The following is a 22,121-nucleotide window of genomic DNA, read 5'->3' as shown; positions in this document are numbered from 1 at the left end:
AGTCAATATTGTGCGTAAAGTTTAAATTTCATGGGAAAGAGGGCAATTCTGGTTGGACGACCCTGAGCGTTCCGGCGCAACGCGCCGTCGGGCTCTCGGGCTTCGCCCCGTGCCGCCTTTGCCGTCACGGCCATTCGGCTTCAATCCCTCACGCCTTCGCGCCTGCGGCGCTGCGCACTGCGTTTGCCTCCAGGGGAAAGCCCTGCGGGCTATCCCCGCCGCGCAGGCTTGGCGCCCCTCGATGGCGCCGACCCGGCTTCGCGGATCGGCTCGGCCAGCGCCCCGCCGCATAGGCAGGGCGTTGGCGAACACGCTGACGCTTGCTGCGGCAGGTTGTGCGGATGCGTGCCGTCCTCGACGCTGGCGGTTCCTGCCCATCACGTCACGAAGAACGGTTCACGGACAACCCGCACGGCATCGCTATGGAGCTTCCACGCCACGTCTCAAGACCGGCGCCGCAAGGTGCGGCCGGGGCGTTCTCGCCTGTCGTTGGGTGGTTGACCTGGCCCGCGTCAGGGAGCGAGCCGGAGCAGCCTTCGGGCGGGGATGCCGAGCCGGCCCTGTCTCCTTTCGGATGGGGGTGGTTCGGCCCAAGGCGTCCTTGTCTTGTTGTGAAGCCTGGCGGTGGCGCGGCTGCGCCTCGGGCTTAATGGCTGCAACCGTCCAGCGAAAACAATTTCCCCGCCTTTGTCACTGCGTTCGGCGGCTTCCTCGCGGGACAAATTCTTTTCGCCTCCCGGCCCTTCACTGCGTTGCGGCCGCAAGCGGTGCAGCCAGCCCGTCCCCCGCCGGCCGGATCACAACAAGGACGCGATGGGCGCGAACCTTGTTCCACCGTAAGGAGAAATCATCATGGCCAACATCGGCACCTTCACCGCAGACAAAGACGGCTTCACCGGCACGCTCCGCACCTTGACGCTCAACGTCAAGGTCAAGCTGGTGCCCAACGACAAGGGGGACAACGAGAAGGCCCCGGACTTCCGCCTGCAGGCTGCCAGTCACGACATCGGCGCGGCGTGGAAGAAGATCAGCGAGGCCGGGCGGGAGTACATCTCCGTGACCCTCGACGATCCTTCGTTCCCGGCCACGGTCTACGCACGCCTGATCGAAGGCGAGAACGGCACGCACGACCTGATCTGGTCGCGCAGCAAGCCTCAGGCGGCGTGACCGCCGCCAGTGCCCCGCCTACGTGGCGGGGCGCTGTACTGCTTTCGTCGCACTGCATGGAGGCCGCAGCATCGCCTGGGCTGCGCCATGTCGAGTTGCTTCCGTCTGCGGCGAGTCTATGGCAGCAAGAATGGCCGCGCGTGTCGGTGCGGTGCACCGCCGGGCTTTTCGGGCTGCGCCCCGTGCCGACTTCGCCGCCACGGCCATCCGGCTCCAATCCCTCACGCCTTCGCGCCTACGGCGCTGCGCGCTTCACTTGCCCTCTGGGGATCGGCGCAAGGCCCATCCCCGCCGCGTTGCACTTGGCGCCCCTTGAACACCGCCGAACCGGCTGGCGCCGGATCGGCCGGGCCGACGCCCGTTACCGCACATCGTCTTTCTTCGTCATGGCTTTCAGCTCCTGCCGCACCTGCGCGAGAAGCTGCTCGGCCTGCCGTGCGTCGTCGCCAGCGTAGGCCAGCGTCAGCAGCGTGAGCGGATGGACTTCCATGACCTCGCACAGCTCGGCCAGTTTGTTCAGGGTGGGGCTTTTGAGATCGCGTTCCAGCGAACTCATATAGGTGCGGCTGGACACGTCGGAGAAGGCTTCCTGGCTCAGACCCCGCGCCTTCCTGATGGTCTTCAACGCCTCTGACAATGTGTGCTTCGCCGCCACTCTTGGAACTCCCCAAAATCCAAGATGACAGCCGATTGCGCCCTATAGAGCTACAATCTATAGTGTTCATTTAAACTGCCGGGCGCCTTTGTGCTTTTACGGAAACCCGTATTTACGGATGCGGACAGAACCACAAAGTCGCATCCGTGCCTTGGCGTGAAGCCGCAAATTCGGCTTCACGCTTTGGAGGATTTGTTCAATGAAGGGGTCGCCGATGAACCGACTCATCACCGAGGACGAGCGCAGACAGTTGCTGGCCCACGGCCAAGCCCGTGCCGATGGACAGGCCATCGACCCGCTGCCCGTCGTGCGGCTGTTCACCCCGGATGCACACGCCATCTGGTTGCTGACCGCGCTCGATCCCGCTGATGCCGATACGGCCTATGGCCTGATCGACCTGGGGATCGGTATGCCCGAGCTGGGCCACATCAAGCTGTCCGACCTGGCTTCCATCGTGGGGCCGCGCAAGCAGCCTGTGAGGCGGGATCGGTATTTCCAGGCAGTTCGCCCGCTGTCGGAATATTTGCGGCAGGCCCAGGAGAACGGTTCCGTCCTTGATTGAACCGCCATGCTCCGGCCAAGCGAGGCGCATTGAGACTATTTCGATCTCATTCCAGACCTGTCGGGTCTGAATTCAGACCATTGCATCCACCCCAGGCGGGTATGACCCAATCAGTCACGATCCTTTTTACAGGTTCGGGCACGGTGTTTCTTGCCGCGTGACCCAATTTGGTCAGGCGGCCGTCGTTTTCGGACGAGATTCGCAACGCACCGGAGCCAATTGGTTTTGATACCGCATGTTACATGCTTGAGTTGATGCAGATGATGTTTTTGATCTGGATGCGGTAGCTCCGTTTCTGACTCGCCCGTGGCGGCGTTCCTGCGGTTCGACAGGAGTTTTCGCCATGGTCAATCCTCATCACGTCGCGCACTGGTATCCCACTGCCGCGTACCTCTACATCCTGGGCCTGGACATGTTGGCGTTGGCCTGGGAGTACCTGCGCAGACACCCTGAATACCGGCTCGACTGGCTGCGCCACCACCGTCGGCCCCACGCGGCACATGCAGCCACGCAGCGCTGGGGCCTGCGCCTTTGGGAAGACCCAGCCCGCGATGCGCGGGACGCGCACCCGGCCTGGCTGCCTGGCCACGATGCCGTAGTACAGCTCTACCCGGATGCCGACCCGCCGCCGGATGCGGCTGTGTTCGATGTATGGCGCATGCCCGGTCACAAGCAACTGATCCACGACGGCAAGGGCCTGGCGCTGATCGCGCGCGGCCCCGGCCGCTGGCAGCGCTTCGCGCTGGCGCCCGGCCTGGAAGACGGCATGGCCGTTGCCCGTGTCCATCGCGGTCGCGGCACCACCCATGCGCCCGACACACCCGCGCCTATGGCGCGGCCACGGCCGCCGCCTGCAGCGCTGCTGGAGTTGCACACCCTGCAGGCGCTCGACGCCACCCTGGCAGGTGCGTCCCTGCGCGAGGTGGGCGAAGGACTGTTCGGTGCGGATGCAATGGCCGATTGGTACACCGATGGCGGCCTGCGCTCCAAGGTGCGCCGCCTGGCGCGGCGCGGCGATGCGTTGATGCGCGGCGGCTATCGCCGCCTAGCACAACTTCCGCCGCTTGAGAAGGGTCGTTTTGAAGGGAGTGCAAAACGACCCTGAGCAAGAGGGCTTCGTTTTCTGAGACTGCCTCCATCCGGTTGCGCTGTGTAGCCGGAGCCCTGCAACCGATGGAGGTTCTCACCATGCGTCCTGCTCCCTTGCGGCCTGCCGCCGCTCCCGCCACTGCCTCGACCGCTGCCGCACAACCGCAGCGTTATCTCACCAACGACGAAGCCGCCGACTACCTGCGACTGTCCCCGCGCACGCTGGAAAAGCAGCGCGTGCTGGGCGGCGGCCCCAAGTTCCGCAAGTTCGGCCGGCGCGTCATGTACGCCGTGGCCGACCTCGATGCCTGGGCGGCGGATCGCAGCTTTGAGAGCACGTCCGATCCCGAGTACGCCGAGCACCACTCGGCGGACAGCCGTGCGCGCTGACCACTGGCGCGTGGGAGGCCATCGCCATGTCCAGCCCCTCCGGGGCCGTCCGGCAAGAGCGCGAACAGCTCGACCTGTTCCGCGCCCTGCCGGGCGACATGGCGCCGCGCGACAGCCAGGACTTGATGGCCTTTCCGTTCTTCTCGCTGGCGAAGTCGCGGCGCACGGCGCCGATCGACTTCCAGGCGGGCGGCGTGACGATCCGCGTGGAAGGCACGGCGGAGCATGGCATCGCCACGATCTGGGATGCGGACATCCTGATCTGGGCGGCCAGCCAGATCGTGGAAGCGCGCGATGCGGGCCTGCGCCCGTCGCGCCTGATGCAAGTGCGTCCCTACGAGATCCTGCGCTTCATCGGGCGCGGTACGTCGCTGCGCGACTACCAGCGCCTCAAGGCCGCGCTGGATCGTTTGCAGTCCACGACGGTGGCCACCTCCATCCGCGAGACGACCGGGAGGCGTTTGCACCGCTTCTCGTGGATCAACGAATGGAAGGAGCTGGCCGACGCCCGCGGCACGCCGCTGGGGCTGGAGCTGATCCTGCCCGACTGGTTCTACGCGGGCGTGCTCGACGCCGCCCTGGTGCTGACCATCGACCCGGCGTATTTCCGGCTGACGGGCGGCATCGAGCGCTGGCTATACCGGCTGGTGCGCAAACACGGCGGGCGGCAGCCAGGGGGCTGGCAGTTCGATTTCCAGCACCTGTACCGCAAATCGGGCAGCGTGGCGCGGTACTACGACTTCGCCGCCGACTTGCGGATGCTGGTGGCCCGGCAAGCCCTGCCGGGCTATCTGCTGGGCATCGAGTATGTTTCCTACCTGCCTTCGCCGCTGCTGACGTTCCGGCCCGTGCCGGCCACGGCACGGGGATAACTGCGGCAAAGCCTGTGGACGGGCTCGTGCTATCAGGCAACGGAAGTCTCGTGCTATCAGGCAACGAATCCTCGTGCTATCAGGCAACAAAACCGCCCACAAACCCAGTCCTGGCGCGGGTTTCGGCCTCTCCTAACTTCCCTAACTTAAATTGTCTAACTGGTAGTAGAAGCGCCGCGCCACGGTGGACAACCACCGCACGGCCAGAAACGCAGCGGCAACAGCCGGGCTTTCCAACTTGGAGGGCCAGGCCATGATCGTCGCGCTGCTCAACCAGAAGGGCGGCGTGGGCAAGACCACGCTCGCCACCCACATCGCTGGCGAGCTGGCGATGCGCGGGCAGTCGGTCATCCTGCTGGATGCCGACCCGCAAGGCTCCGCGCTGGACTGGACGCAGCGGCGCAGCCAGCAAGGCTTGCCACGGCTGTTCAGCGCCGTGGGCCTCGCACGCGAAACGCTGCATCAGGAAGCGCCAGAACTCGCCCGTCGCGCCGATCACGTTGTCATCGACGGGCCGCCGCGCATTGCAGCGCTGGTGCGCTCCGCGCTGCTGGCGGCCGAACGGGTGCTGATCCCGGTGCAGCCCAGCCCCTATGACCTGTGGGCCAGCGCCGAGATGGTGGCGCTGACCCGCGAGGCGCAGGTGTTCCGGCCTGCGCTACGCGCGGCCTTCGTCATCAACCGGCGCGTCAGCACCACCGTGATCGGGCGTGAAGCACGCCAGGCGCTCGCCGAACAGCCGCTTCCGGCGCTGCGCGCGGAAGTGCACCAGCGCATCGTGTTCGCCGACAGCGTGGCCGCTGGCCGGCTGGCACGCGAGACGGCGCCGGACAGCACCGCTGCCCGCGAAATCACCGCGCTGGTCGATGAACTGCTGCGGTGGCCGACATGACAGCGAAGCCGCCACCCAGCAGCAAACGCCCGGCTAAGCGCGTCGGCATCGGCGCGCGTCCGCCCGCGAATCCGCACGCCGAGGCGTGGATTCGCCAGAGCGACGCCGATGCGCTGGGCAAGGGCGACCTCTACACAGCTCGCCTCACGCTCGACATCACGCCCGCCATGCGGGCGCGCATCAAGGTGTCGGCCTTCACGCAGGGCGTGACGGTGGCCGATCTGCTGCGCGCATTGCTGGAACGGGAGTTCCCGGAGCAAACATCATGACTGCATCCGCATCGCCTGCCGCTGGCGCGGTTACGGCTGCGCTCACCGGCCAGCCAGCCAGCGCGCCGCTGACGCGCGTGGCGCTGGCCTACATCGAACCGCGCTTCAAGCTCTATCTGCGCTTCGGTGAACCCGCGCGCGCCCTCCAGCTCGACCGCTGGCGACGCAGCGCCGTGTTCCTGCCGAACGCAGTGTTCTGCCGCATCCGATGGGAAGCCAACGACTACGGCACGATCCGCTGGCAGCTCATGGTCATGCAGGCTTGCACGCCGCTCGATACGGCCCAGCGCATCCCCGGCGTGCAGCCGGGCGCGCGCCTGCTGCTGCACGCCGAGGGCGAGAAACAGGTGCGCGCCGTGCTCGAACGCATCGACACCATCGAGGCGCTGGGCATCGCACCCGTTGCAGTCTCGCCCGCGTACTGGCGCACGCTGGGCAACCGGCTCGCTGCGCGCCTGCCGATGCCCGAATACACCGCCGAGCGGCACGCCGCCTGGCTGGCCGGGAGGGCGCTGTCATGACGCTTCCATCCGCCGTTGCCGGTGCAACCGGCATTCCGCCGCGTCCTCACTCACGCCTGCGTGCTCGCCTCGTGCTGGCGGGCCTGTCCGCCTGCGGCCTCGCTGCGCTGGCCTGGGCGTCCTTTGTGCAGCCGCTGCCGCTCCTGATCTACAACCCGTCCGACAGCGTGGCGGTCGGCTGGTATCGCGTGGAACCGCTCCACCAGCGCACCGACTCGCTGCCACGTCCCTTGTCCGTGGGCAGCATCGTGCTGACCATGCTGCCGCCCGACGCCGCCGCGCTGGCCGCGCAGCGCCGCTACCTGCCGGCACGCGTGCCGCTGCTCAAGCGCGTGGGCGCCGTCGCGCCGCAGGCCGTGTGCGTGTTCGATGCGCTGGTCTGGATCGACGGGGTGCCGATGGCCGCCGTGCTGCCTGCCGACCGGCTGGGCCGTCCGCTGCCCTCATGGCGGCAATGCCGCCAGCTTCGGCCTGGCGAACTGTTCCTCTTGAGCGTGACCAATCCGGCGTCGTTCGACAGTCGGTATTTCGGGCCGGTCAGCGCAGCCGCCGTGATCGGCGTCGCGCATCCGGTCTGGCTGGAGACACGCCCATGATGGCCGCCGATTCGCTGTACGTTGCCGTACATCTCATCGTGCCATCGAGCGTGTCGTTCTGCTGGCCGTCGCCGTGTCGTCGCGCGTGCAGTGCGAGCGCATTCGCGCTGCACCTCGCGCGACATCCGGCGCTGCCTTCCCACGTGCAGGCGTCTTGCCTCGAACGCGCCCGGCCTGTGGCCCCAATCACACCTGTTCGCGCGTTCGCCGGTGCGCTGGCTGCTCACGCAGCAGCGCCGCCGGGCCGCCGCTGCCCGGAGCGCCAGCGAGGGGCAAAGGCGGAAGGCAAGACAAAAGGGTACGGCACCTGTCGGCCCGCAAAGCCAGTCTGCACGTGGGGTTGGCGCAGCACGGCGCGGCTTCGCCGCCGTGCTGCTTGTGGCGCGAGACCCGCGCCAATGCAGGCATGTCCGCGTGCTTCGCACGCCGGGGCACGCCCCAGCTTTCAAGGAGCGAAGCCATGAGCAACCGCAGCGATGACGATTTCCGCATCCGCCCCAGCGCCCCGAAGAACCGGGGCCAGGGCTTCGTCTCCAAGGTGCTCAAGCAGGCAGGCAAGGCCAGCGGCGGCAAGTCCTCGGTGCGCCGTCCAGCATCGGCGCGTGGCACCGGCCAGCGGCCCGGCTCGCGCCTGGGGCGCGGGCATACGGCGGCGCGCTTCGCAGGGGCGAAGCTCACGCCCATGTCGCGGCGCGTGACCATCAAGACCTTGCTGGTCAATCACCAGCGGGCCAGCCCGCAGTCGCTCGCCAGGCACCTGCGCTACATCGAGCGTGATGGCGTGGGCCGCGATGGCGAACCAGGCCAAGCCTATGGGCCGCAGACGGATGCCGCCGACCTTGATGCCTTCAAGGAACGCTGCGCCGACGACCGACACCATTTCCGCTTCATCCTCTCGCCCGAGGACGGCGCCGAGCTGGAAGACCTGCGCACCTACACGCGGCACCTCATGGGCCGCATGGAGGCTGACCTGGGCACGGGCCTCGATTGGGTGGCCGTCAACCATTGGAACACCGACAACCCGCACACGCACATCGTCGTGCGCGGGCGCGACGACACCGGCAAAGACCTCATCATCGCGGGCGACTACATCGCAGATGGCTTCCGCCATCGCGCCGCCGAACTGGCGACCGAATGGCTGGGGCCGCGTACCGAGCTGGAGATCCAGCAGACCTTGCAGCGCGAGGTGGAGCAGAAGCGGTGGACGAGCTTGGATTGCACCTTGAAACGCGAGCTGAACGCCGATGGCCAGGTGCGGATCAAGCGCTTCAACGAACCGAAGCTGCAACGCCAGCGCCTGCTGCTGATCGGTCGTATGCAGCACTTGCAGCGCCTGGGCTTGGCCGACGAGGCGCAGGCTGGAACCTGGGCCGTCCATGCCGATGCGGAGCAGACCTTGCGCGCGCTCGGAGAGCGCGGCGACATCATCCGCACCATGCAGCGGGCCATGAGCGGCCAGTTGCGCGAGCTGGCGGTGTTCGAGCCGGGCCAGGACGCGGATAGAAGTGGCCGCCCCATCGTCGGGCGTGTCGCCGCAAAAGGGCTGGCCGACGAACTGCGCGACCGGGGCTATCTGGTCATCGACGGCGTTGACGGCAAGGCCCACTACGTCGCGCTCAATGCCCGCGACGAGCTGGCGAACTATCCCACCGGGGCCGTGGTGGAGGTGAAGGGGTCGGCCGAGGTACGCGCGGCCGACCGGAACATCGCCGCGCTTGCGAGTGGTGGCCTGTACCGTACTGACCATCACCTGGCGATTGCACAGGGTCAGGCGCAAGCCAGTCGCGACCCGCAAGAGGTGGTTGAGGCCCACGTTCGCCGCCTGGAAGCCCTGCGCCGCGCCGGCATTGTGGAGCGCGTGGCCGAAGGTCTATGGAAGGTGCCGGACGATCTGCCGGAACGTGGCCGCCAGTACGACGCGCAGCGCCTGGGCGGCGTGGCCGTGGAGTTGAAATCGCACCTGCCCATCGAGCGGCAGGCCCGCGTGATCGGCGCGACCTGGCTGGATCAGCAGTTGATCGGCGGTGGCAAGGGGCTGGGCGACCTGGGCTTTGGCAGCGAGGTCAAGGATGCGCTGCAGAAGCGGGCCGACTTCCTGGCCGAACAGGGGCTGGCCGAGCGACGCGGCCAGCGTGTGATCCTGGCGCGCAACCTGCTGGGCACGTTGCGTGGCCGGGAGCTGGTGCAGGCTGCGAAGGACATTGCCGCTGAAACCGGGTTGGAGCATCGGCCGGTGGCCGACGTTCAGCGCGTGGCTGGCATCTACCGCCGCAGCGTCGTGCTGGCCAGCGGGCGCTACGCGATGCTCGACGACGGCATGGGGTTCAGCCTGGTGCCGTGGAAGCCGGTGATCGAGCAGCAGCTGGGGCAGCAGATCTCCGCGACGATGCGCGGTGGTCGAGTGTCATGGGAAGTTGGGCGGCGGCCTGGGCTGTCCCGAGGCTAGGTATCAGCCCACGCCAGCGATCCCACAAAATGGGCATAGCTTCAACGTGAAGCACTTGCAGAGCATCGTGGAAGGTTTTCAGCGAAGCCTACCCATAGACTTTGGAGTGAATCGCTTGACATTCCCATGGTGTCAATGTCGAGACTCTGCACATAACTTTAAAGGAGTACTCAATGACGGCTTTTCGTGTAGCCAACATGACGTGCGGCGGTTGCGCAGGACGCATCCAGCGGGCGATCATCGCAATGGATGGCGAAGCACGCATCGAGATCAGCCTTCGTGATCGCATGGTGCAGATTTCTGGCGCAGCAACTGATGCGGAGTTTGCTGGAGCTATTCAGGCAGCCGGATACACGCCTGAAATGATTGACCGGCGACCCTCACCAGCATCCCACATGAGTGGCGATGCAGGAAAGAGCGGTTGCTGCGGATCAACCACCCGCGGTGCTTCATGCTGCGGATAGCCGATAGCCACCCATTTTCAATGGGTGCTTCACCGGCCAAGTTACAGCTCTGCAGCTTGCAGAGGAAAACTCAGCGTAAAGCGTGTTCGCCCATTGGATGATGCGGCTGCGACACTGCCACCGTGGGCCTCGGCGATGGCGCGGGTGATGGCCAAACCCAGTCCGCTGCCGTCTGAACTGGGATGGGCCCGGGAAGGGTCCGCGCGGTAGAAGCGGTCGAATAGCCGGGGCAGGATGTGAGGGTCAACGTCCTGCCCCGTGTTTTCCACCACGACCATCGTGGACGAAGCGCTACTTGAAATGCGGATTGAGACGTTGCCCGCATCCGGCGTGTGGCGCAAGGCATTGGATAGCAGGTTGCTCACTGCACGGCGGAACATCAGACGGTCGCCGTCGATGCACCCATCGCCTTCGAGGCTGAGCTGGACATGCTTTTCCTCAGCGACGGCTTCGTAGAACTCCAGCAAGGCGTGGGCTTCGTTGCGTGCAGAGAACCGCTCCTTGCGCGGCAGATCGACACCGCGTTCGGTTTTAGCCAGAAAAAGCATGTCTGACACCATCCGGGCCAGGCGCTGAAATTCCTCCGCATTGGAGGCCAGGATATCCCGGTAGGTTGCGGCATCGCGCTTAGTGGCCAGCGCCACTTGGGTTTGCGTCAACAGGTTGCTGATAGGCGTGCGCAACTCATGCGCCAAGTCCGATGAAAAATCGGTCAAGCGCTGGAAGTCGTCCTGCAATCGATCCAGCATGCGATTGAGCTCCTGCGCCAGGTCGGCCATTTCCATGGGCACGGCCGCCACAGGCATGCGCTCTGTCAGTTGCTGGCCTGTCACGGCGGCAGCTCGTGATTTCATCTCGCGCAGCGGTGCCAGCCCCCGCCGTGCGGCTAACCACGATAGCACCCCGCAGACAACGATGGCGGCGAACACATAGACGAACAGGCTATTGCGAAGTCCGTTGAGAAACTGGACGTGGTGCTTGGTATCTGCGGCGATCAACACCTGCAAGGCCGATGCAGGGGAATAGGCCGGAACGGCTTCAAAGCTCAGGGAATGAAATGCAATGCCATCGTGGTGCCAGACCCCAAAAGTCCCCTGGCTGTCGGAATGCAACGTGATACCGCCTTGCACAGGGAGGCCGGAGGCTGGGGATTGAAACAGCGTATTTCCTGCGGCATCTCTAATCCAAACCCGAAGATCATGGTGATAGCTCAAGGCCTCGCTCAGGCGCCAGCGTGCATCGTCCATCGAACTGGCATTGCGAAGAATCTCCTCGATCAAATGTCGCTTGTCTTGCAAAGCCATCCGATCCAGCTCCACGAAATGCCGCTCGGTTTCGACGAGGAACAATCCACCCAGCCCCAGCACCACCGCGGCTGCGACCACGGTGAAGAAAAGCGTCAACCGCCGAGTCAGCGAGAGCTTGCCTTGGCGTCGCTGCAGGGACTGCATTCAGTCCTCCTCCGGCACGTCCAGCACATAGCCCATGCCGCGCACGGTCTGGATGAGCTTGACCGGATGGCCTTCGTCGATCTTCACGCGCAGTCGGCGCATGGCCACCTCAATGACGTTGGTGTCGCTGTCGAAATTCATGTCCCATACCTGCGATGCGATCAATGAACGTGGCAGCACTTCACCATGTCGGCGCATCAGCAACTCTAAGAGTCCAAACTCTTTGGCTGTGAGGTCAACACGTTTGCCATTGCGAGATACGCGACGACGCAGCAGGTCTAGCTCGAGATCTGCAACAGTCAGAGTAGTACCTTCGTTGGCAGGATGTCCACGTCTAAGAATGATGCGAACTCTGGCGAGTAGCTCTGCGAACGAAAACGGCTTTACCAGGTAATCATCTGCGCCGAGTTCCAGTCCTTTGACACGATCCTCGACATGGTCCCGTGCAGTAAGAAACAGGACCGGCATATGTAGTCCCCGATCACGCAGAGACTGGAGCACCTGCCAGCCATTGAGGCCCGGCAACATGACATCCAAGATCACCAAGGAGTACTCACCTTGCAAAGCCAGATGTAAGCCGTCTGAGCCATTTGGGACGAGGTCAGCAATGTATCCAGCCTCGGTCAGTCCCTGGCGCAGGTACTCACCTGTTTTAGGCTCATCTTCAACAACCAAAATCCTCATGTATTCGCTCCGCTGCAGTGGACGATCAAGAGTGTGCCGAGTTTGATGCCCTCTGACATGAAGATAAGAAAAATGTAATGTTCCTGAAATCCTGGCGATAGAAAGGCTCAACACGGCCTTGTTGTTCCCTTCTGGGAAGTCGTCAATCGTGGCGACCAGCGTGAGCCTCCTGGCTGCAACGAACGCTTTTGTGGATAGGCGCCCCAGTCGCACAGAACATGACGCGAGCATTACATGAATGTAATGCGTGAGTCACTCCATCGAAATTCAGCGCGCCCTAGCATATTGAACATATCGAGCGCTTCTTGTTTCAGGCAGCGTCGCCGAAAACGAATTTCTTGAAAGCTCTGGAGGATTTCACCTTATGCCGCGTCGTTCGCCATTTTTTGTCACTCCCACTCAAGGGTTCTCTCGTCGGCGCTTCGTTCAGGGGCTGGCCGCAGGGGGCGTGCTGGCGGGCCTGTCAACGCAGTCGCTCATGGCATTCGCGCAGCAGAGCGCAACAGTTCGTGGGGCCGCTCCGGTGCTGAAGGGTAACGAGTTTGATCTGGTGATCGCCGAGTCCGCCGTGAACTTTACGGGCAAGCCTGGCATGGCGACAACGATCAATGGATCGCTTCCTGCACCAACCCTGCGCTGGCGGGAGGGTGAGACAGTGACGATTCGCGTCACGAACAAGCTTCGCGAGGCCACTTCTATTCATTGGCACGGCATTATTTTGCCCTACCAGATGGACGGAGTTCCAGGCATCAGCTTTGCGGGCATTCCTCCTGGAGAGACGTTCACCTACCGTTTCAAGGTTCAGCAAAGCGGTTCCTACTGGTATCACTCACATTCAGGCATGCAGGAGCTCACTGGCATGTATGGAGCGATCATCATTGATCCCGCAGGACCTGAGACTATCCGTGCAGATCGTGACCATGTCGTGCTCTTCTCTGACTGGACTGACGAAGACCCCATGCGCGTCTTCGCAAAACTCAAGGTTCAGGGCGACTATTACAACTACAACCAGCCCACGATCTTCGACTTCTTCCGTGATGCATCGCGTGATGGCGTGTCGGCGGCATTAGACAAGCGCAAGATGTGGAACGAGATGCGCATGAGTCCAACGGATTTAGCCGACCTCTCTTCTGCAACTCTGACTTATCTCGCAAATGGCGTCACACCAGCAGGCAATTGGACTGCTCTTTTCCGTCCGGGCGAGCGTGTCCGGCTGCGCATGGTCAATGGTGCGGGCAATACCTTCTATGACGTACGTATTCCGGGTCTGAAGCTCACTGTGGTGCATGTTGACGGCGTCGATGTAGAGCCTGTGACTGTCGATGAATTCCGATTCGGCCCTGGCGAAACCATAGACGTGATTGTCGAGCCACGTGATGACGCCTATACGATCTTTGCTCAGTCGATGGACCGAACAGGCTATGCACGCGCTACGTTAGCAGTGCGCGAAGGGCTGCAGGCTCCTGTACCTGCAATCGATCCCGTCGAGTGGCTGGGAATGAGCGACATGATGGGCGCCATGAGCCATGGCACTTCCGGTGCCGACATGGAGATGACCGGCATGTCTGGGATGACGGGAATGTCTGGCATGACTGGCATGACTGGCATGACTGGGATGACGGGTATGACGGGCATGGCTGGTATGTCGGGGGCAATGGCCGGCATGGATCATGGTGCGATGGGCGGCATGAATCATGGTGGTATGGCGATGGACCATAGTCAGCATGCCATGTCAGCAGGAGGATTGGCTGTGCCCAGCACTACTGCACGCCATGCCCGCACTGAGTATGGGGCGAGCACTGATATGCGGGTCGATATGGCACGCACCAATCTCGACGATCCGGGCATCGGTCTGCGCAATAACGGCAGACGGGTGCTGACCTTGGCAGATCTGCATACGCCTTCAGGTCCAATGGACTCGCGCGGTCCTGGACGTGAGGTGGAGTTGCACCTGACCGGCAATATGGAACGCTATTCCTGGTCTCTTGATGGTTTGGAGTTCGGGCAATCAACACCTGTTCACTTCCGTCACGGTGAACGTTTGCGGGTCATCCTACACAACGACACCATGATGACTCACCCAATGCATTTGCATGGGATGTGGAGTGAACTGGAGAGCCCTGATGGTCGCTTCCTTGCCCGTCGACACACCTTGCCAGTACAGCCTGCACAACGCATCAGCTTCTTGGTGACGGCAGATGCTCTCGGACGCTGGGCTTGGCATTGCCACCTGATGTTCCACATGGATGCTGGCATGTTCCGCGAAGTCGTAGTGTCTTGAACAAACATCATAAGGAAGATCAAAAATGTCCAAAGCACTCCCCATTCGTGCATTGTCCACTGCAGTCCTTGCTCTTGTGAGCATTGCGGCACAGGCCCAAAGCGACCATTCATCGCATGGTCAAGCCGGTATGCAAATGGAAACGCCGACAAGCCCCGCCACAACTGCAGCTGATCCACACGCCGGTCATGGTGCTATGACTGAGAGCGCCGCAAGTGCCCCTGCGATGGATCACGGCAGCATGCAGATGCAAGGGGGATCCGCCCCCCCAGATGCTCGCGACCCTCATGGGTACTCCAATGGGTTGACCTTGGGATCGGGCGACTACGCGGTGCCTGGCGTCCCACGCTTGATGCTTGCGGACGAGCATACCTTTGCCTCGCTGCGTGGTGAGACCCTGGAACGCCGTTTTTCACGCAGAGGTGATGATTCAACGGCCTATGACTTGCAAGCATGGTATGGCAACGCATACAACAAAGCTGTTCTAAAGGCAGAAGGTGACGTCACCAAAGGAAAGCTAGAAGAGTCTCGCACCGAGCTGCTATGGGGCCGGGCGGTCACAACCTACTGGGATACGCAGCTTGGTCTGCGCTTAGACAACGGAGTGGGGCCTAGCCGTCAATGGCTGGCATTTGGTGTACAGGGCTTAGCCCCTTACTGGTTCGAGTTGGAGGCCACAGCCTATGTTGGCAGTGGTGGCAGAACTGCGCTTCGCCTAAATGCAAGCTACGAACTATTGCTGACTCAGCGCCTGATCCTTGAGCCCAGGGCTGAAATGCAGTTTTACGGCAAGGATGATCCAGAGCGCCATATCGGCAAGGGCCTTGCTGAAGCATCTGCTGGCCTGCGACTGCGCTACGAATTCAGCCGTCAGTTCGCTCCATATATCGGAGTGGAACGTGCGGGAAGTTTCGGACGTACCGCCGATCTCGTTCGCGCAGAAGGTGGCCGTGCGCAACAAACACGTTGGGTGGCAGGTGTCCGCTTCTGGTTCTAGCCTGACCAATGTCCCCTTCCTAGTTGGCGCGTCCTTGGGGCGCCAACTCCAGAGACTTAGATTCATCTATTTTCAAACCACCATCACACTTAGATAGGAGTCATCATGAACCGCTCAAACCTGGTCGCTAAGTTCATCGCACCAATCGCCGCCACAGTGTTCGCTTCCGCAGCATTTGCTCATCCCTCGCTAGTTTCTTCCTCACCGGCGGATAAGTCGCAGGTTGCTGCGCCTGCAACGATTGAGTTGAAGTTCTCGGAGACACTGGTTCCTCAGTTCTCCGCTGCGAACTTGACCATGACGGGCATGCCCGGAATGCCGAATCACGGCGCAATGAAGGTCAGCGCAAGCGTCTCTGGCGCTAGCGATGGAAAAACCATGGTCATTACTCCTGCTCAGACGCTTCAGCCAGGCACATATCGCGTCGATTGGCGTGCCGTGTCGTCTGACACACATCCTATCAACGGCAACGTCACATTCCAGGTGAAGTAAGCAAATGTCCGAGGATTGGTTCACCATCGTATTGCGCCTTGCGCTTTATCTAGACATGGCAGCGGCTTTTGGCGTCGCCATGTTTGGCGTCTATGCTCTTGGCCGCGACGAGCGATCCTTGGCAATAGCGCGCTTTTACCGATTAAGTGTCGGTGCATTTGCGGCAATCGGAATTGCCTTGTCCGTGGTCAGTATGACAGTCCTTGCCAAGGCAATGTCCGGTGCGCAAACATATGCCGAGTTATCAACGCATGTGTTCGAGATGCTCATCACCGGCACCCACATGGGCCTAGCTTGGTGCATTCGTATGCTTGCGCTTGTGCTTTGCATCTTGATCGCATTGGTGAAATTCAATCCAACGGTGCGCTTTGTTGCCATGTCCGTCTCCAGCGGTGTGGCACTGGCGACTCTGGCCTGGGCTGGCCATGGTGCGACGGACGATGGAATGCGCGGATACATCCACCTGACTTCGGACATCGCGCACCTCTGGGCTGCAGGTGCATGGGTCGGAGCTTTGCTTTCCTTTTTGATCTTAGCCGCAAGCAGCGCGAGTGCGGCATCGAACACAGTAGCGATATTGAGCCGTACATCGAATGGCTTCGCTCAGGTCGGGACGCTGATCGTGGTCGTCCTGGTGATCAGTGGTGTGCTCAACTACGTATTGATCGCAGGGCCTTCGCTTGATCCGCTTGTTTCGACACTCTATGGTCAGTTGCTGTTAGGCAAGCTGATGCTGGTTCTCGGAATGCTTGTGTTGGCGGCGGCAAATCGGTTCAGGCTCAGTCCTGCTCTGCAGGCAGCGTTGATCTCTGGAAATCATGCACAAGCAATCGCTAAGCTACGCCAAAGCCTGTTCATGGAAGCAACACTTGCAGTTCTGGTTCTGGCGAGTGTGGCGTGGTTAGGGATTCTTTCCCCAAAAGGAATTTGATCCGCCGAGATCAACCACCGACCACAAACGCGGGAGCGACGCTTAGCAGAAGTAGCCTCTCTGAGGCAGGGTAAAGCCCTTCCGAGGGTTCCTGTCTGGATGACCTCTGAGTGAGGTAGTCATTACAAAGCAAGAGGTCAGTAAACACACGCAGTTCAGGACAACGGCAAGGTCACCATCAACACGGAGATATCAAGAACCTGGATATGCCGGGCATGACGATGGTTTTCACCGCCAAGGACAAAAGCATGCTGACGAATCTGAAACCCGGTGACAAGGTGAAGTTCATGGTGATCAGCGATGGCGGAAAGCTGGTAGTCACGGAAATCCAGCCTGTGCGCTGACCACGCACTCGGAAAGACAGCCACGGATGCCATCAATATGCGCCGGGCACCATGTGCTCGGCTCACCGTGGGTATTGCCGGGCTTATTGCACCAACAATCTGGAAATGGCCTCCATGCCTTTGAGGCCACTGCCGAAACGGGCGATGGCATGCCGATGCTCACGCAATTCACCGTAAGGCAGATAGCGCAGCTTCAGCTCCTGCACCCTTGAAAAAGCGGGACGAGAGAACTGAAGGCGCACGTCCTGCTCTCGGCTATCTGGCGCCACCAAGTAGTAATGATTGCCCATATGTTCCGGCGCGCCCAGGGCCAGGTCGAGCATGCGGACGATGCCGGAATAGATGCTGGTGCTGTGCTCTACCTCAAAGGCAGCGACAAGCTGGCCGTTCCCATCAAGCCACAGCACATCGATCAGCCGAATCATGTCAATGGACGGCAAGGCTTCCAGATGGGCAGGCAAGCAGGTAAGGCAATGCTGCCCTAGTGCCGTCCCCTCATGAATGCGACTTCGGTCATTGCTTGCGATCCAGACTGAGTAGCCCAATTGGTGACCAAGGTCACGCAGCCAGCTCTGAATTTCGGTATGGGTGTGGTCCGACTCCCTTGCAAGCGACAGCGCTTTTGCAGCCTGGGCGCTTTCAGCGCGGACGGCGGCCAGATCGGATTCAAATCTGGCTTGCGCTTCCGGGTCATCGGGCTGTGGCGGGCTAGGATAGCGGCCGCTGCCCACATCAAAGAGAAATCCGGCGATGGCTCCGAAATCATTGGACAGCAGGTCGCGGTAGGTCTGAATCAGCGCCTGCATGCCTTGCCGCATCACCAGGTAATCCGGCCAACTGCCGAGCTTGACCTTGCTTTGGGTGATGGCGTTATAGCCCTTGACGATGGCCGTATTGAAGGGCGGTACCCGGGTCGGGTGCAGGAAGTAGAGCAGATTCGCGGCTGCCGGGCCCACGCCCTTGATCTTGAGCCGATCCAATGCGTGGATGGCGTCCAAGACAGACTGGTCGGTGCTGCAGCAAAGGCAGCTATTCAAAAATAGGCCAAATGCCTGCTGGTTCTCACGGCTTTCGTAGATATCGGGAATACGCAGCTTGGGCTTCCAGAGGAAGGCGTGATCGGCCCCCTTGAAAATTTGGCGCTGCTCGGCAATGGAGTGAACCACCGTCTCCAGCGATGAGCCGCGGTACTGCGTACCGAAGGTGTCGGCTTCTATCTCCGAGATCACGGCTTGCAGTCCGCGCCGGATCGAGCGGAAATTCTTCAGGCGCTCCTCCCATAGAAACCAGCTTTGGTAAGTCGCAGCCGGATCGCCTCGCCAGCGTTCCAGCAAATTGCGCACTGGATCAGAAGTGCCGGCCTGTGTCGATATCGTCATGGATGAATGAAGGGCTGGGGATGCCTGAGAAATGGAATCCTAATGATAAAGACCTCATGCGTTCCGCCATGGCTGCAACAGAGCTGACATAAATGTCACCGCAGTGTCCCGCTCCTGCAAGGCAAGGGTTTCTACCATAAACACATCTCCTCATCGCCTGACCACGGCAGAGGAGACGCAAGTTTCATCGACCTCTACTAGGAGCTTCCATCATGTCTCAATTCCGCTTTTCCATTTCTTCCTTGATCGCAAGCGCAGCCGCAGCCGCTGCTCTGGGTCTGCCAGGGATGGCTTCGGCTGCATACGAGCATCCCGCCAACAACGAGCGAGGCTACATCGTGCACCCTGAACACTTCAAGAGCGATAAGACCCGCGCTCAGGTACAAGCAGAGGCCGAAGCTGCCATGCGGGAAGGCCGGCTGTCTTATGGTGAGCGCAACTATCCAGCTCCCGTGCCCAATGTGGGGCCCGGCAAAACACGTGCCGAAGTGATCAATGAGCTGCGCAGCGAATCGCCGGCGGAACGTGAGGCGCGCCTACGTTTCAACTACCCGAATTGATGGGCATCAAGAGACGCACCACAGGGAACACGAGATCGCCATGATCAATGAATAGCTTGGTGGGTGACTGAGTGCCGATCGCCGATGTTCCCAATACTTCCTGGATCCAGGGCCATTAGGAATCACAATCACACAACTCGTCAGACCAATCTGACTACCTTTTGCGCCATCTCAAGCAGAATGGTGCGGTCCCGCTATGCAATTGGAGGAATGGCACGGGCGATTGTTGCGGGATACTTATTTGGACGGAACACCGTGTCCATCTGGCGCAGTGGTGCCTTATGCTGTTGCATTATTGTGCCCTTGATGCATCTCTTCATGCACAAGGGCCACGGAAGCGGCACCACGGGAATTGAGAAAAATCGAGACACCGCTTCCAGTGTGCAGTGAAGCGTTGGCCCTGGGGTGGGAGCTTGTCTGACAGCAGCAGGTGTTGCATGGGCACGCCCTTTGCTCTACAGAAAATGGGTTGACCTTGCCACGATGGAAAGGTGAAGAATGGGATGCAACCCATAAAGGTATTGTTGGAATGAACGACCACACTCACCATCACCGTGGCATCGACCAGCCCGCGACTGCAAATGAGGTCCCATCAAAGGCTGAGGGCCTCAAGGACCCTGTATGCGGCATGAGCGTCACTGCCCAGTCGCCCCACCACGCTACCCACGGGGGCAATGTATACAAGTTTTGCAGCACGAACTGCCGGGACAAGTTCATCAGCGATCCGGTGCGCTATGCGGTGAATGGCGCACAGCCCGACACGTTCTACGTGTGCCCCATGCACCCCGAGATACGCCAGGATCACCCTGGCCGTTGCCCCAAGTGCCAGATGGATCTGGTGCCTGAAGCCAGGGCGCAGGAAAACCACGGCGGCGCCCATCACCATCATCATCACGCGGCAGGCCATGTCCGCCCAGACTCCGCCGCTAAACCTGCCCCCTTGCCGGCAGACACGATTTACACCTGCCCCATGCACCCCGAGGTGCAACAGGATCACCCCGGAAACTGCCCCAAGTGCGGCATGACGCTGGAGCCCATCATTCCGCTGGGCGAAGAAGACAACAGCGAACTGAAGGATTTTCAGCGGCGCTTCTGGTGGACGCTTCCGCTCACGTTGATCGTGACGGTGCTGGCCATGTTCGGGCATCAACTGGGCTGGTTCAGCATGCAGACCCAGACCTGGGTCGAGTTCGCCTTGTCGCTGCCGGTCGTGCTGTGGACGGGCTGGCCTTTCTTCGTGCGGGGCTGGCAGTCGATCATGCACCGCAGTCCGAACATGTGGACGCTGATCAGCCTGGGGTCGGGGGCGGCATTTGTGTACAGCATCGTTGCCACGGTGGCGCCGGGCGTGTTCCCCAGTTCCTTTGTGTCGATGGGCCGCGTGGCTGTGTACTTCGAGGCTGCAGTGGTCATCATTTCGCTGACCATGTTGGGCCAGATCATCGAGTTGAAGGCCCGCTCCCAGACGTCAGCAGCCATCAAGTCATTGCTCGGTCTGGCGCCGAAGACCGCGCGCCGCATCAACACGGACGGCAGCGAGGAAGATGTGCCGCTCAACCATGTCCATGTGGGTGATCTGCTGCGCGTGCGCCCGGGCGAGAAGGTGCCGGTCGATGGCATCGTCACCGAAGGCCGCAGCGCCGTCGATGAGTCCATGTTGACCGGGGAGCCCGTGCCGGTGAGCAAGCACGTCGGCGACAAGCTGATCGGTGCCACGCTCAACACCAGCGGCGCGCTGGTGATGCGCTCCGAGAAGGTCGGCGCGGAAACCATGCTGTCGCAGATCGTGCAGATGGTGGCGTCGGCCCAGCGTTCCAAGGCTCCTATGCAGCGCATGGCCGATGTGGTGGCGGGCAAGTTCGTTATCGTGGTGGTGCTGATTGCCATCGCCACGTTCCTGGTCTGGGGCTGGTTTGGGCCGGAGCCGAGTTGGGTGTTCGGGCTGATCAATGCGGTAGCCGTGCTAATCATCGCGTGTCCTTGCGCCTTGGGGCTGGCCACTCCCATGTCGGTGATGGTGGCCACCGGCCGCGCCGCCGAGCAAGGGGTGTTGTTCCGCGATGCCGGTGCGATCGAGAAGATGCGCGAAGTGGATACGCTGATCGTGGACAAGACCGGCACGCTCACCGAGGGCAAGCCCGCGTTCGACACCGCCATTGCCGCCCCCGGCTTCACCCCGGATGAAGTGCTGCGGCTGGCGGCCAGCCTGGATCAGGGCAGCGAACACCCGCTCGCGGATGCCATCGTCAGTGCGGCAAGGGCCCAGGGGCTGCAGCTGGCCAAGCCGGAGGACTTCGAGTCAGGTAGCGGCATTGGCGTGCGCGGCACGGTGGAAGGCCAGCGCCTGGCACTGGGCAATACGGCGTTGATGGAGCAAGAAGGTGTGGCCGTGTCAGCCTTGCGGGCGGACGGAGAGCGCTTGCGCGGCGAGGGCGCCAGCATCATGCACTTGGCCGTCGATGGCCGGTTCGCAGGCATCCTGGCAGTGACCGACCCCATCAAGGCCAGCACGCCCGATGCCATCCGGACTCTCCACGCCAGTGGATTGCGCATCGTGATGGCGACCGGAGACGGACTGACCACGGCCAAGGCAGTCGGGGCGAAGCTGGGTATCGACGAAGTGCATGGCGAAGTCAAGCCCGCCGACAAGCTGGCGCTGGTGGAGCAACTGCAGAAAGAGGGCCATGTGGTCGCCATGGCAGGAGACGGCATCAACGACGCGCCCGCGCTGGCCAAGGCCGATGTGGGGGTGGCGATGGGAACGGGTACCGACGTGGCGATGAACAGCGGCCAGATCACCCTCATCAAGGGCGATCTGCGCGGCATCGCGGCATCGCGCGAGGTCTCTCTCGACACGGTGCGCAACATGCGCCAGAACCTGCTGTTTGCCTTTGTCTACAACGGCATTGGCGTGCCGATTGCCGCTGGAGTGCTGTACCCGTTCACGGGGTGGTTGCTGTCGCCAATGATCGCGGCGCTGGCGATGAGCTTGAGTTCGGCCTCGGTGATCTTCAACGCGCTGCGGTTGCGTGCCATGAAGTGATTGAAATGTTGGCCCTACGCCAATGTCAAGTCGATA

22 protein-coding genes and 1 pseudogene are annotated in these 22,121 nt (G+C 61.9%); 19 read left to right on the top strand and 4 right to left on the bottom strand.

Going from position 1 to position 22,121, the window contains the following annotated elements:
* The first annotated feature begins 852 nt into the window (after nucleotides 1–852).
* Nucleotides 853–1,167, top strand: coding sequence for a DUF736 domain-containing protein (locus tag ACFPFG_RS01330; protein WP_380104560.1), 315 nt, complete (start codon nucleotides 853–855; stop codon nucleotides 1,165–1,167).
* Between the two features lie 361 nt (nucleotides 1,168–1,528).
* On the opposite strand, the gene ACFPFG_RS01325 is transcribed toward ACFPFG_RS01330, so the two are convergent.
* Nucleotides 1,529–1,822 carry a helix-turn-helix domain-containing protein gene (locus ACFPFG_RS01325; protein WP_380104559.1) on the bottom strand — a complete coding sequence of 98 codons (294 nt, stop codon included), beginning with the start codon at nucleotides 1,820–1,822 and terminating at the stop codon, nucleotides 1,529–1,531.
* 214 nt (nucleotides 1,823–2,036) lie between these two features.
* Here ACFPFG_RS01325 and ACFPFG_RS01320 point away from each other — a divergent pair, with 214 nt between their 5' ends.
* From ACFPFG_RS01320 to ACFPFG_RS01275, 10 genes are all read left to right on the top strand, one after another.
* A complete protein-coding gene (locus ACFPFG_RS01320) occupies nucleotides 2,037–2,384 on the top strand; it encodes a DUF2958 domain-containing protein (protein WP_380104557.1) in 348 nt (115 codons plus the stop codon).
* A gap of 343 nt (nucleotides 2,385–2,727) precedes the next feature.
* Nucleotides 2,728–3,489 (top strand): DUF2285 domain-containing protein, encoded by a 762-nt coding sequence (locus ACFPFG_RS01315; protein WP_380104555.1) that lies wholly within the window; start codon nucleotides 2,728–2,730, stop codon nucleotides 3,487–3,489.
* 83 nt (nucleotides 3,490–3,572) lie between these two features.
* Nucleotides 3,573–3,863 (top strand): helix-turn-helix transcriptional regulator, encoded by a 291-nt coding sequence (locus ACFPFG_RS01310; RefSeq protein ID WP_380104553.1) that lies wholly within the window; start codon nucleotides 3,573–3,575, stop codon nucleotides 3,861–3,863.
* 26 nt (nucleotides 3,864–3,889) lie between these two features.
* Nucleotides 3,890–4,735, top strand: a complete 846-nt coding sequence (locus tag ACFPFG_RS01305; protein WP_150986372.1) for a replication initiator protein A — start codon at nucleotides 3,890–3,892, stop codon at nucleotides 4,733–4,735.
* 253 nt (nucleotides 4,736–4,988) lie between these two features.
* Nucleotides 4,989–5,627, top strand: coding sequence for a ParA family partition ATPase (parA, locus tag ACFPFG_RS01300; protein WP_380104551.1), 639 nt, complete (start codon nucleotides 4,989–4,991; stop codon nucleotides 5,625–5,627).
* Nucleotides 5,624–5,896: a chromosome partitioning protein ParB gene (locus tag ACFPFG_RS01295; protein ID WP_380110205.1), complete on the top strand. Its 273-nt coding sequence runs from the start codon at nucleotides 5,624–5,626 to the stop codon at nucleotides 5,894–5,896. The genes parA and ACFPFG_RS01295 overlap by 4 nt, the downstream gene beginning before the upstream one ends.
* Nucleotides 5,893–6,417 carry a DUF2840 domain-containing protein gene (locus ACFPFG_RS01290; protein WP_380104549.1) on the top strand — a complete coding sequence of 175 codons (525 nt, stop codon included), beginning with the start codon at nucleotides 5,893–5,895 and terminating at the stop codon, nucleotides 6,415–6,417. Before ACFPFG_RS01295 ends, ACFPFG_RS01290 begins: the two co-directional genes overlap by 4 nt.
* Complete coding sequence (locus ACFPFG_RS01285; RefSeq protein ID WP_380104547.1) at nucleotides 6,414–7,013, top strand: S26 family signal peptidase; 600 nt, start codon at nucleotides 6,414–6,416, stop codon at nucleotides 7,011–7,013. Before ACFPFG_RS01290 ends, ACFPFG_RS01285 begins: the two co-directional genes overlap by 4 nt.
* A gap of 460 nt (nucleotides 7,014–7,473) precedes the next feature.
* Nucleotides 7,474–9,459, top strand: coding sequence for a relaxase/mobilization nuclease domain-containing protein (locus ACFPFG_RS01280; protein WP_380104545.1), 1,986 nt, complete (start codon nucleotides 7,474–7,476; stop codon nucleotides 9,457–9,459).
* 173 nt (nucleotides 9,460–9,632) lie between these two features.
* On the top strand, nucleotides 9,633–9,923 hold the full coding sequence (locus ACFPFG_RS01275; protein ID WP_380104543.1) for a heavy-metal-associated domain-containing protein: 291 nt from the start codon (nucleotides 9,633–9,635) through the stop codon (nucleotides 9,921–9,923).
* A gap of 41 nt (nucleotides 9,924–9,964) precedes the next feature.
* Here ACFPFG_RS01275 and ACFPFG_RS01270 read toward each other — a convergent pair whose 3' ends face one another.
* Both ACFPFG_RS01270 and ACFPFG_RS01265 read right to left on the bottom strand, forming a co-directional pair.
* Nucleotides 9,965–11,365 carry a heavy metal sensor histidine kinase gene (locus tag ACFPFG_RS01270; protein WP_380110203.1) on the bottom strand — a complete coding sequence of 467 codons (1,401 nt, stop codon included), beginning with the start codon at nucleotides 11,363–11,365 and terminating at the stop codon, nucleotides 9,965–9,967.
* A gap of 9 nt (nucleotides 11,366–11,374) precedes the next feature.
* Nucleotides 11,375–12,058 carry a heavy metal response regulator transcription factor gene (locus ACFPFG_RS01265; RefSeq protein WP_380104541.1) on the bottom strand — a complete coding sequence of 228 codons (684 nt, stop codon included), beginning with the start codon at nucleotides 12,056–12,058 and terminating at the stop codon, nucleotides 11,375–11,377.
* 364 nt (nucleotides 12,059–12,422) lie between these two features.
* On the opposite strand from ACFPFG_RS01265, the gene ACFPFG_RS01260 reads away from it, so the two are divergent.
* The 5 genes and pseudogenes from ACFPFG_RS01260 to ACFPFG_RS01240 all read left to right on the top strand — a co-directional run.
* Nucleotides 12,423–14,339, top strand: a complete 1,917-nt coding sequence (locus ACFPFG_RS01260; protein ID WP_380104539.1) for a copper resistance system multicopper oxidase — start codon at nucleotides 12,423–12,425, stop codon at nucleotides 14,337–14,339.
* A gap of 25 nt (nucleotides 14,340–14,364) precedes the next feature.
* Nucleotides 14,365–15,336, top strand: coding sequence for a copper resistance protein B (locus tag ACFPFG_RS01255; RefSeq protein WP_380104537.1), 972 nt, complete (start codon nucleotides 14,365–14,367; stop codon nucleotides 15,334–15,336).
* Between the two features lie 105 nt (nucleotides 15,337–15,441).
* Complete coding sequence (copC, locus tag ACFPFG_RS01250; protein ID WP_380104535.1) at nucleotides 15,442–15,828, top strand: copper homeostasis periplasmic binding protein CopC; 387 nt, start codon at nucleotides 15,442–15,444, stop codon at nucleotides 15,826–15,828.
* A gap of 4 nt (nucleotides 15,829–15,832) precedes the next feature.
* The gene (gene copD, locus ACFPFG_RS01245) at nucleotides 15,833–16,759 is read left to right on the top strand and encodes a copper homeostasis membrane protein CopD (protein ID WP_380104533.1); all 927 of its coding nucleotides are present in this window, start codon (nucleotides 15,833–15,835) and stop codon (nucleotides 16,757–16,759) included.
* Nucleotides 16,760–16,918: 159 nt separating this feature from the next.
* Nucleotides 16,919–17,103: pseudogene (locus tag ACFPFG_RS01240) on the top strand (copper-binding protein); the annotation flags it as partial.
* 83 nt (nucleotides 17,104–17,186) lie between these two features.
* Here the strand turns inward: ACFPFG_RS01240 and ACFPFG_RS01235 are convergent.
* On the bottom strand, nucleotides 17,187–18,482 hold the full coding sequence (locus tag ACFPFG_RS01235; RefSeq protein ID WP_380104531.1) for a type II restriction endonuclease: 1,296 nt from the start codon (nucleotides 18,480–18,482) through the stop codon (nucleotides 17,187–17,189).
* 212 nt (nucleotides 18,483–18,694) lie between these two features.
* On the opposite strand from ACFPFG_RS01235, the gene ACFPFG_RS01230 reads away from it, so the two are divergent.
* The 3 genes from ACFPFG_RS01230 to ACFPFG_RS01220 all read left to right on the top strand — a co-directional run bounded on the left by ACFPFG_RS01230 (nucleotide 18,695) and on the right by ACFPFG_RS01220 (nucleotide 22,085).
* Nucleotides 18,695–19,042, top strand: coding sequence for a DUF4148 domain-containing protein (locus ACFPFG_RS01230; RefSeq protein WP_380104529.1), 348 nt, complete (start codon nucleotides 18,695–18,697; stop codon nucleotides 19,040–19,042).
* An 84-nt stretch (nucleotides 19,043–19,126) separates the two neighbouring features.
* Nucleotides 19,127–19,432, top strand: a complete 306-nt coding sequence (locus ACFPFG_RS01225) for a DUF2933 domain-containing protein (protein WP_380104528.1) — start codon at nucleotides 19,127–19,129, stop codon at nucleotides 19,430–19,432.
* A 139-nt stretch (nucleotides 19,433–19,571) separates the two neighbouring features.
* Nucleotides 19,572–22,085, top strand: coding sequence for a heavy metal translocating P-type ATPase (locus tag ACFPFG_RS01220; RefSeq protein WP_380110201.1), 2,514 nt, complete (start codon nucleotides 19,572–19,574; stop codon nucleotides 22,083–22,085).
* Nucleotides 22,086–22,121: the final 36 nt, after the last annotated feature.

The organism is Delftia deserti (genome assembly GCF_042653485.1).
In the GTDB taxonomy this organism is placed as follows: domain Bacteria; phylum Pseudomonadota; class Gammaproteobacteria; order Burkholderiales; family Burkholderiaceae_C; genus Comamonas; species Comamonas acidovorans.
Note: the sequence above shows the minus strand (reverse complement) of the source record. Positions and strands in the feature narration are given on the sequence as shown.

Excerpts from the sequence above, each read along its gene's own strand:
- ACFPFG_RS01315 (WP_380104555.1), top strand. The coding sequence starts at position 2,728 with ATGGTCAATCCTCATCACGTCGCGCACTGGTATCCCACTGCCGCGTAC.
- ACFPFG_RS01260 (WP_380104539.1), top strand. The coding sequence starts at position 12,423 with ATGCCGCGTCGTTCGCCATTTTTTGTCACTCCCACTCAAGGGTTCTCT.
- ACFPFG_RS01305 (WP_150986372.1), top strand. The coding sequence starts at position 3,890 with ATGTCCAGCCCCTCCGGGGCCGTCCGGCAAGAGCGCGAACAGCTCGAC.
- ACFPFG_RS01285 (WP_380104547.1), top strand. The coding sequence starts at position 6,414 with ATGACGCTTCCATCCGCCGTTGCCGGTGCAACCGGCATTCCGCCGCGT.
- ACFPFG_RS01280 (WP_380104545.1), top strand. The coding sequence starts at position 7,474 with ATGAGCAACCGCAGCGATGACGATTTCCGCATCCGCCCCAGCGCCCCG.
- ACFPFG_RS01330 (WP_380104560.1), top strand. The coding sequence starts at position 853 with ATGGCCAACATCGGCACCTTCACCGCAGACAAAGACGGCTTCACCGGC.
- ACFPFG_RS01230 (WP_380104529.1), top strand. The coding sequence starts at position 18,695 with ATGTCTCAATTCCGCTTTTCCATTTCTTCCTTGATCGCAAGCGCAGCC.
- ACFPFG_RS01295 (WP_380110205.1), top strand. The coding sequence starts at position 5,624 with ATGACAGCGAAGCCGCCACCCAGCAGCAAACGCCCGGCTAAGCGCGTC.
- ACFPFG_RS01275 (WP_380104543.1), top strand. The coding sequence starts at position 9,633 with ATGACGGCTTTTCGTGTAGCCAACATGACGTGCGGCGGTTGCGCAGGA.
- ACFPFG_RS01310 (WP_380104553.1), top strand. The coding sequence starts at position 3,573 with ATGCGTCCTGCTCCCTTGCGGCCTGCCGCCGCTCCCGCCACTGCCTCG.
- ACFPFG_RS01255 (WP_380104537.1), top strand. The coding sequence starts at position 14,365 with ATGTCCAAAGCACTCCCCATTCGTGCATTGTCCACTGCAGTCCTTGCT.
- copD (WP_380104533.1), top strand. The coding sequence starts at position 15,833 with ATGTCCGAGGATTGGTTCACCATCGTATTGCGCCTTGCGCTTTATCTA.
- ACFPFG_RS01320 (WP_380104557.1), top strand. The coding sequence starts at position 2,037 with ATGAACCGACTCATCACCGAGGACGAGCGCAGACAGTTGCTGGCCCAC.
- ACFPFG_RS01225 (WP_380104528.1), top strand. The coding sequence starts at position 19,127 with ATGTTCCCAATACTTCCTGGATCCAGGGCCATTAGGAATCACAATCAC.
- ACFPFG_RS01220 (WP_380110201.1), top strand. The coding sequence starts at position 19,572 with ATGAACGACCACACTCACCATCACCGTGGCATCGACCAGCCCGCGACT.
- ACFPFG_RS01290 (WP_380104549.1), top strand. The coding sequence starts at position 5,893 with ATGACTGCATCCGCATCGCCTGCCGCTGGCGCGGTTACGGCTGCGCTC.
- copC (WP_380104535.1), top strand. The coding sequence starts at position 15,442 with ATGAACCGCTCAAACCTGGTCGCTAAGTTCATCGCACCAATCGCCGCC.
- ACFPFG_RS01235 (WP_380104531.1), bottom strand. The coding sequence starts at position 18,482 with ATGACGATATCGACACAGGCCGGCACTTCTGATCCAGTGCGCAATTTG.
- ACFPFG_RS01265 (WP_380104541.1), bottom strand. The coding sequence starts at position 12,058 with ATGAGGATTTTGGTTGTTGAAGATGAGCCTAAAACAGGTGAGTACCTG.
- parA (WP_380104551.1), top strand. The coding sequence starts at position 4,989 with ATGATCGTCGCGCTGCTCAACCAGAAGGGCGGCGTGGGCAAGACCACG.